This window comes from Mongoliibacter sp. (assembly GCF_007692705.1).
In the GTDB taxonomy this organism is placed as follows: domain Bacteria; phylum Bacteroidota; class Bacteroidia; order Cytophagales; family Cyclobacteriaceae; genus Mongoliibacter.
On the sequence record NZ_REBN01000233.1, the window covers coordinates 26,945 to 34,224 of the forward strand.

The window sequence follows — 7,280 nt, forward strand, 5'->3', positions numbered from 1 at the left end:
GCCCTTTCGGAAATATGGAAGATTTTGAGGATAAATGGATAAAATTTGTCGATTTACTAACTTTTAATTAAACGGTAAATACTTATGAAAAAAAATTAATTAAGTTTGAGTGTAAAAATGAACTTAAAACCACTCTGTATGAAACTTAATAATTACCTTTTCAAGAGTTTTGCCCTGATATTTTCCGGAATGATATTTTTATCCTGTAATTCTGGTCCAAAAGCAGACCTGAGTCAATATGCAATTATCCCTATTCCTGTTTCAATGGCAGATGCTGATGGGTATTTTACTATTAAAGCAGGAACGAAAATCACTTCTTCACCTGAACTTTCAAACGAAGCTCAATTTTTGCGTCAGCAATTGAAATCATTAACCAGCTTAGAAGTAGACTTTGAAGAGGGGGTTTCTGAAAATGTGATTGAGCTTGTCTTGAGTCCAAATTCAGTTATTCCGGAAGAGGGGTATACGTTGGAAGTTGCATCAGAAAAAATTACCATCACTGGTAAAACAGCCGCCGGGATTTTTTGGGGAACACAAACTTTGGTACAGCTTATTCCTTCAGTAGAGAATAGAGATTTTGGTCCCAACCCCCAATTTACAATTGCTGCTGGAATGATTGAAGACCATCCTGAATATGAGTATAGGGGAATGATGTTGGATGTAGCACGTCATTTTTTCCCGGTCGATGAGGTTAAGCATTTGATAGATCAAATCAGTAAGTATAAAATTAATCATTTACATCTGCATCTTTCCGATGATCAAGGATGGAGAATAGAGATTAAATCCTGGCCTCTGCTGACAGAGATAGGAGGCAGCACTCAGGTGGGAGGTGAAGCTGGAGGATATTATACTCAAGAAGATTACAAGGAAATTGTCAGGTATGCTATGGAACGTCATATGACCATAGTCCCAGAGATAGACATGCCCGGACATACTAATTCAGCTTTGGCTGCATATGGTGAACTCAACCCAGGTATCAAAGTTCCGGAAGAAGGAGCAGTTGCCACGGAGAGGACTAGAATGGGGGTAGCAGGTCAGCCAACTCCACTTTATACAGGTACTGAGGTTGGTTTTAGCACCTTAGATACAAATAGACCGGAAACATATCAGTTTGTAGAAGATGTGATCAGGGAAATATCTGAAATCACTCCAGGTCCATTTTTTCATATTGGAGGGGATGAATCTCATGTGACTGAAATGGAAGATTATATACCCTTCATTGAAAAGGCTCAAGATTTGGTGACAAAATATGGAAAGAGAACTTTGGGCTGGGATGAAGTAGCTCACGCACAGCTTTTACCAACATCAGTTGCCCAATACTGGGCCAAATCAGAAAATGCAGTAATGGCAATAGAGCAAGGAGCCAAAGTCCTCATTTCGCCGGCTACAAAGGTTTATTTGGATATGAAATATGATTCCACAACACATATTGGTTTGAGTTGGGCGGCAACCATTGAGTTGGATGAGGCATACAATTGGGATCCAACCACTTTGGATGAAAAAATAAAAAGAGAACATATCTTAGGGGTAGAGGCTCCTTTGTGGACAGAAACAGTCACCAACAGGGATGATATAGAGTTCCTGACGTTCCCAAGGTTAGCAGCCATAGCAGAAGTAGCATGGTCTCCAAAAGAAAAACGTGATTGGAATAGTTTTGCCAATAGGGTAGCAAGGCATGGTAAGCGTTGGGAAAGTGAGGGTATCAATTTTTACAGGTCTCCTAAAGTGGATTGGTAAAAGTATTTTTTTAAGAAAAATGCCATAAGGATGATGAAATTGAAAAATGTAAACGAAAGCGATCACCAATCTGGGTGGTCGCTTTTTCATTTTAGACCTATCTTATTGGAAAGGTTTGTACCATTGAGTTTGTTAAAATGACTTATTTATATCGCGAGCTTGTCTTTTCAAAAAAATGCCTTTAATATGGCTTTTTAATAGATAAAATTAATGGGAGATTTTATAGTAAGTTTCAGTAATTGGATTTGGGATACCCCTATGCTTATCTTGTTGATGGGTGGAGGTTTTGTTCTTTTTGCTTATTCAGGATTTTTGCCATTTCGTCGCCTTGGTCATGCTATTACCTTGGTGAGTGGAAAATATGATGACGATAAGCTTCCTGGTCAGATCAGTTCGCGCCAAGCGCTTTCAGCAGCAATTGCTGCAACGGTAGGTTTAGGAAACATCAGTGGAGTGGCGATTGCCATCAACATGGGTGGTCCAGGGGCAATTTTTTGGATGTGGATGTCTGCATTTGTAGGTATGGCCACCAAATATTTCTCCTGTAGCCTATCTATCATGTACAGGGGAAAGGATGATACTGGTGAAGTTCAGGGTGGACCTATGTATGTAATAGAGGAGGGGATGGGTAAAAAATGGAAGCCATTAGCTGTTTTATTCTCTGTTGCCGGAGTTTTGGGACTACTTGCGATTTTTCAAGCCAATCAGCTTACAGCAGTTTTAAGATCTGTTCTTTTAGTGCCTTATGATTTGGATACAGGAGAAACGACTAAATGGATTTTGGGTATTTCTATGATGTTGATAGTTGCAGTAGTGATATTGGGTGGAATAAAGAGAATTGCCTTGGTAGCTTCAAGGTTGGTGCCGTTTATGGTTGCTCTATATTTTGTAACTGTTCTTATCATCATGTTCCAGTATATTGGAGCAGTACCGGATATGCTGTGGTTGATTGTTAAAGACGCCTTTACCGGAGAAGCAGCCATGGGAGGTGCTATAGGAGCAGTGATAGTGATCGGAGCAAGGCGAGCAGCATTCTCAAACGAAGCAGGTATTGGTACAGCGCCTATGGTTCATGGAGCGTCCAAAAATAATGAACCCGTAAGGGAAGGATTGATTGCCATGTTGGGTCCCTTCATTGATACGGTTGTAGTTTGTACACTTACAGCTTTGGTGATATTACTGACGGGTGTATGGGAGTCCACAGAAAATGATGGTGTTAGGCTTACTTTATCAGCTTTCGAAATGGCGTTACCAGGATTTGGAAAATACCTTTTGATGATGGCTGTACTTGTTTTTGCCCTATCCACCATGTTTACGTATTCCTATTACGGGCACAAGTGTTTTATCTATCTCTTTGGAACAAAAAAAGCTGCGTACTATAACTATTTCTACTTGGTAACTATTGTGGCAGGGGCAGTAGTTTCTTTGGAAGTAGTTGTGAGCTTTATAGATGGAATGTATGCCATCATGGCGATTCCAACTATGATTTCCACCATTTATTTGGCTCCAAAAGTCAAGGCAGCTACGATAGATTATTTTGAAAGAATGAAAGTCAAAGCATGATATTATGAATGTCCTTATCGCTCCAAATGCATTTAAAGGAACTATAGAGGCAGAAGATGCCGCTGAGTTAATTGCAAATGCGATAAAGACAAATTACCCAAAAGCAGTTTTAAGCCTTTCTCCAATTGCTGATGGGGGAGATGGGACTTGTTACCTTTTGGGCAAGTCTTTGAGATTGAAGCAATACTTCAAAACCTGTCTTGATGCCTTGGGAAGGCCGACTAAAGGATACTATTTTCTTACAGAGGATAAAAGAACTGCGTATTTGGATGTTTCCACAGTTTCGGGAATCAAAGATTTAAAAGATTACGAAAGAAACCCCTGGGTTTCCACCACTTTCGGAACTGGAGAGCTGATCCTTGGGGCTATTGAAAATGGAGCTACTCATATTGTTTTGGGCTTGGGAGGTTCTGCTACGGTAGATCTCGGTCTTGGCATTTTGGGAGCTTTAGGATACGTATTTTTAGATAAAAGTGGGAGGCAACTTTCCTTTTTTTCGGACAACTTCTTGAAAGAAGTAGCTCATATCCAAAAACCAATCAAAAAATATGACGTTCATTTCACCTTTCTTTGTGATGTAGAAAACACTTTTTACGGGGAGAAAGGAGCGGTGCCTGTTTTTGGTCCCCAAAAAGGGCTCTTGCCCGTAGAAATTGAATTATTTGAAAGCTTATTAACAAGATTAGCAAAACTTTTTTCTGAAAAGACAGGGAAAAAAATTGAGGATAAGGATGGTTTTGGTGCTGCAGGTGGGATTGCTTTTGGGCTTTCCTTTTTTTTTCCGATTCAAATTGAAAGGGGAGCAGATTGGTTTTTTAGGCAAGTGGGAATAGATGAAAAAGTGAAATGGGCTGATTTCATTTTGACAGGTGAGGGGAGGTATGATGCACAATCAGAAGGAGGGAAGGGTAGTTATGAATTATTGCAAATGGCTAAAAAATATGGGAAGAAATGTGTCCTCATTACTTCAGGAAATGAAGCATTGGACGCAGATTTTGACAGAATTTTGATTTTACCGGAGCTTGACTTTAGTAATGATAACTTTCAACAAATTGCCAGACAAAACCTGATTGAAACCATATTGAACTTGGATTTTAAGCGTTGATTATCAGAACCATTCATTTTTCATATCTATTGTTAGTTGATCTTCTGACATCAACCTTTTCGATATCCCTTCTACTTTTATAAGCTCATACTCAAAAAAGTACCTGAGGCACATTAGTTTGCCTTGATAGTAATTTGAGGAACCTTTATTCTCATCTAAGGCTTTTTGGGCTATTATGCCTTGTTTTAACCATTGCCAGGATATCACAAGAATTCCAAGCATTTCTAGAAATAATGTTGCATCAGCTAAATAAGCTTCAGGATTCTCTGAGGCTTTATTGAAAAGAATTCCAAATGTTTTTTGGGCTATTGTCAAGTTCAATGCCAATGACTTCCCCCTTTCTTCGATAGAAGGCATTTTAGCCGCTATTTTTATTGTTTCATTAATTTCTGATAACAATAATTTCAAAGCTTTCCCTTCTTTTAAAAGCACTTTTCTTCCCAAGAGATCCATTCCATGGATACCTGTTGTCCCTTCATGTATGGGGTGTATTCTGGCCTCCCTGTAGTACTGTTCTACTGGAAAATCTGTTGTATAACCTGCGCCTCCTAGTACTTGGACAGCTGACGAAGTTGTCAAGCATGCCATTTCTGAAGGGTAAGATTTCGCTATAGGGGTCAGAAGGTCCAAAAGTAGGGTTAAGTCTTCTTTCTCATTCTGATTAGTGACGTGTATGAGATCACTTAGTTTGGCACAGTATATCAGGAGTGATAAGGCTCCCTCTGTAACAGACTTTTGGAAAAGCAACATTCTTTTGACATCTGCATGCTCAATAATTGGTACTTGAGGTAGTGAGGGGTCTTTTTCTATGATTTTTCTACCTTGAGGTCTATCTTTTGCATAAGATAATGAAGCATAATATGCAGCTGTACCGATGGCGCAGGCATTCATTCCTACACCAACCCTCGCTTCATTCATCATTTGAAACATATAAGAAAGTCCTTTATTTGCTTCGCCTACCAAAAAGCCTTCGCAAGAATCATCTGTACCCATCATCAGGTGTGCAATAGGAGCTCCTTTGTAACCCATTTTATGATAAATTCCTTGGGTAAGTACATCATTTGATTCTCCTGTAGTGATAGATTTTTGGGGCACTACAAATAAAGAAATCCCCTTGGTGCCAAGTGGGGCTCCATCTATGCGTACCAGCATCAGATGAATGATGTTTTCACAGGCGTCATGGTCACCACAAGAGATATAAATCTTCTGTCCTTTTATTTTATAAACACCTTGTTTTTCAGTAGGAAAAGCAGAAGTACTTAAATCAGAGAGTGAACTTCCAGCATCAGGTTCTGTCAAGGCCATTGTGCCTTGCCATTTACCATTGTACATGTTGGGTGTGAATCTATCAATCAGCTCTTGGCTGCCAAAGGTTCTGATTAAGTTTGCAGCTCCTGTAGTCAAAAATGGAAAAACAGAAGCGGAATAATTTGATGCTTGGAAAATAAATCCTGCTGCTTGATGAACTACATTGGGCAATTGTTGGCCTCCCTCTTCATAGGAGAAAGTAGCGTTGATCCACCCATCTTCTCCGAATTGGCGAATAATTCGTTTCATGCCTTCATGAATCCTGATCTGACCATTTACCAATTGAGGTTCTTTCCTGTCCATTTCTGTCAGTAATGGATAAAGATGGTTTTCCGCAATTTTTTCAGCAGCATCAAGGACAAATTCAAAAGTCTCCTTATTATGGTCTTTAAAATAGGAGTACTTCGTTAGGTCAAGAATTTGATGGTTTTCAAATAGCTGAAAGTGCAAGTCACGTTTGGAGAAAAAGGTCATTTTGGGAATTTTTGAATCGAAAGGAAGATATCAAAGAGAAATAGGAAAACAAAGAGAAGTCAAGATAAAGTATCGTAAAAAAAGCTACCTGAAAAAAACAATAGGTTTTTGTTAAAAATTAAGAGTCAAGATTACTATAACCATTTGTAGGTCAAACAAATAAAATAAAATCTGGTTTATATTTTCCCTTAATCATTTCTTTAATTTGATATTCCGATCACATGCTTGATTACATACTTGCTCATCCACTTTATATTCCATTTCTAATCCTTAATATTTTTATAATCTACAAAGTAATCAAAATATATGTTTGTGAGGATCAGGGTAACAACGATGATGATGATGGAGGTATTCCCGATAATGACGATCCTGTATTGGATTTACCTCCTGGTGTAGGATCTCCGAAAAAAATTGCAAGTTTAAAAGATTAACAAGAGTGAATTACATCCTGAATCCAGACTTTAAAGGCCTTTTATTATAAATTTTAATTGATAGACATCAATCCATTATTTTATTGACATGGTTTTCAAGTCTTTGGCTTGGGTCAAGGGTAGTTATTCCAGAATAGAAACGTCCAAGTTTTTGGCTATGTAGAATATAAAAATATGCATCCATGAATATAAAATAATAAAAAAAGGCCGGAAATTTCTTTCCGGCCTTGTGGGCCCACCTGGGCTCTGCCGATTTCTATCGGTGCAGGGACCTCCTGCCCCGATAGCTATCGGGGGAGTCAGAAGCTTTTGAATTTTGATAAAAGCTTTTCTATTATCTCAGGGTACATTTTTAAGTTTTGTATGTAAGTAGAAGATTTCATTTTTTTAATATGGATTTCTAATTTTCTTGCTTGTGAAAAATCTTGACATTTTATGGCAAGGAAAAGATTCCAATCATCAGCTTTTCGAGTAAAGTTGCTATTTCCATATATTTTATTGACATGGTTTTCAAGTCTTTGGCTTGGGTCAAGGGTAGTTATTCCAGAATAGAAACGTCCAAGTTTTTGGCTATGTAGAATATAAAAATATGCATCCATGAATATAAAATAATAAAAAAAGGCCGGAAATTTCTTTCCGGCCTTGTGGGCCCACCTGGGCTC

At 38.5% G+C, this 7,280-nt stretch carries 6 protein-coding genes; 4 read left to right on the forward strand and 2 right to left on the reverse strand.

All coding sequences use genetic code 11. The features are described 5' to 3' along the window. Positions 1 to 138: 138 nt before the first annotated feature. The 3 genes from EA341_RS16470 (at position 139) to EA341_RS16480 (ending at position 4,405) form a co-directional block, all read left to right on the forward strand. Complete coding sequence (locus EA341_RS16470) at positions 139 to 1,737, forward strand: beta-N-acetylhexosaminidase (RefSeq protein WP_293016265.1); 1,599 nt, start codon at positions 139 to 141, stop codon at positions 1,735 to 1,737. A 210-nt stretch (positions 1,738 to 1,947) separates the two neighbouring features. After that, complete coding sequence (locus EA341_RS16475; RefSeq protein WP_293016266.1) at positions 1,948 to 3,300, forward strand: sodium:alanine symporter family protein; 1,353 nt, start codon at positions 1,948 to 1,950, stop codon at positions 3,298 to 3,300. 4 nt (positions 3,301 to 3,304) lie between these two features. Beyond that, on the forward strand, positions 3,305 to 4,405 hold the full coding sequence (locus EA341_RS16480; protein WP_293016267.1) for a glycerate kinase: 1,101 nt from the start codon (positions 3,305 to 3,307) through the stop codon (positions 4,403 to 4,405). Between the two features lie 3 nt (positions 4,406 to 4,408). Here EA341_RS16480 and EA341_RS16485 read toward each other — a convergent pair whose 3' ends face one another. Next, positions 4,409 to 6,187: an acyl-CoA dehydrogenase gene (locus EA341_RS16485; protein ID WP_293016268.1), complete on the reverse strand. Its 1,779-nt coding sequence runs from the start codon at positions 6,185 to 6,187 to the stop codon at positions 4,409 to 4,411. Positions 6,188 to 6,408: 221 nt separating this feature from the next. Here EA341_RS16485 and EA341_RS16490 point away from each other — a divergent pair, with 221 nt between their 5' ends. Next, entirely contained in the window at positions 6,409 to 6,618 is a 210-nt protein-coding gene (locus EA341_RS16490) for a hypothetical protein (RefSeq protein ID WP_293016269.1), read from the forward strand. 299 nt (positions 6,619 to 6,917) lie between these two features. Here the strand turns inward: EA341_RS16490 and EA341_RS19035 are convergent, their stop codons facing one another. Beyond that, positions 6,918 to 7,217, reverse strand: a complete 300-nt coding sequence (locus EA341_RS19035; RefSeq protein ID WP_367127709.1) for a GIY-YIG nuclease family protein — start codon at positions 7,215 to 7,217, stop codon at positions 6,918 to 6,920. Positions 7,218 to 7,280 lie beyond the last annotated feature (63 nt).

What these genes read in the sequence shown, in the direction of transcription:
- EA341_RS16470 (WP_293016265.1), top strand. Translation starts at nt 139, where the DNA reads ATGAAACTTAATAATTACCTTTTCAAGAGTTTTGCCCTGATATTTTCC.
- EA341_RS16475 (WP_293016266.1), top strand. Translation starts at nt 1,948, where the DNA reads ATGGGAGATTTTATAGTAAGTTTCAGTAATTGGATTTGGGATACCCCT.
- EA341_RS16480 (WP_293016267.1), top strand. Translation starts at nt 3,305, where the DNA reads ATGAATGTCCTTATCGCTCCAAATGCATTTAAAGGAACTATAGAGGCA.
- EA341_RS16485 (WP_293016268.1), bottom strand. Translation starts at nt 6,187, where the DNA reads ATGACCTTTTTCTCCAAACGTGACTTGCACTTTCAGCTATTTGAAAAC.
- EA341_RS16490 (WP_293016269.1), top strand. Translation starts at nt 6,409, where the DNA reads ATGCTTGATTACATACTTGCTCATCCACTTTATATTCCATTTCTAATC.
- EA341_RS19035 (WP_367127709.1), bottom strand. Translation starts at nt 7,217, where the DNA reads ATGGATGCATATTTTTATATTCTACATAGCCAAAAACTTGGACGTTTC.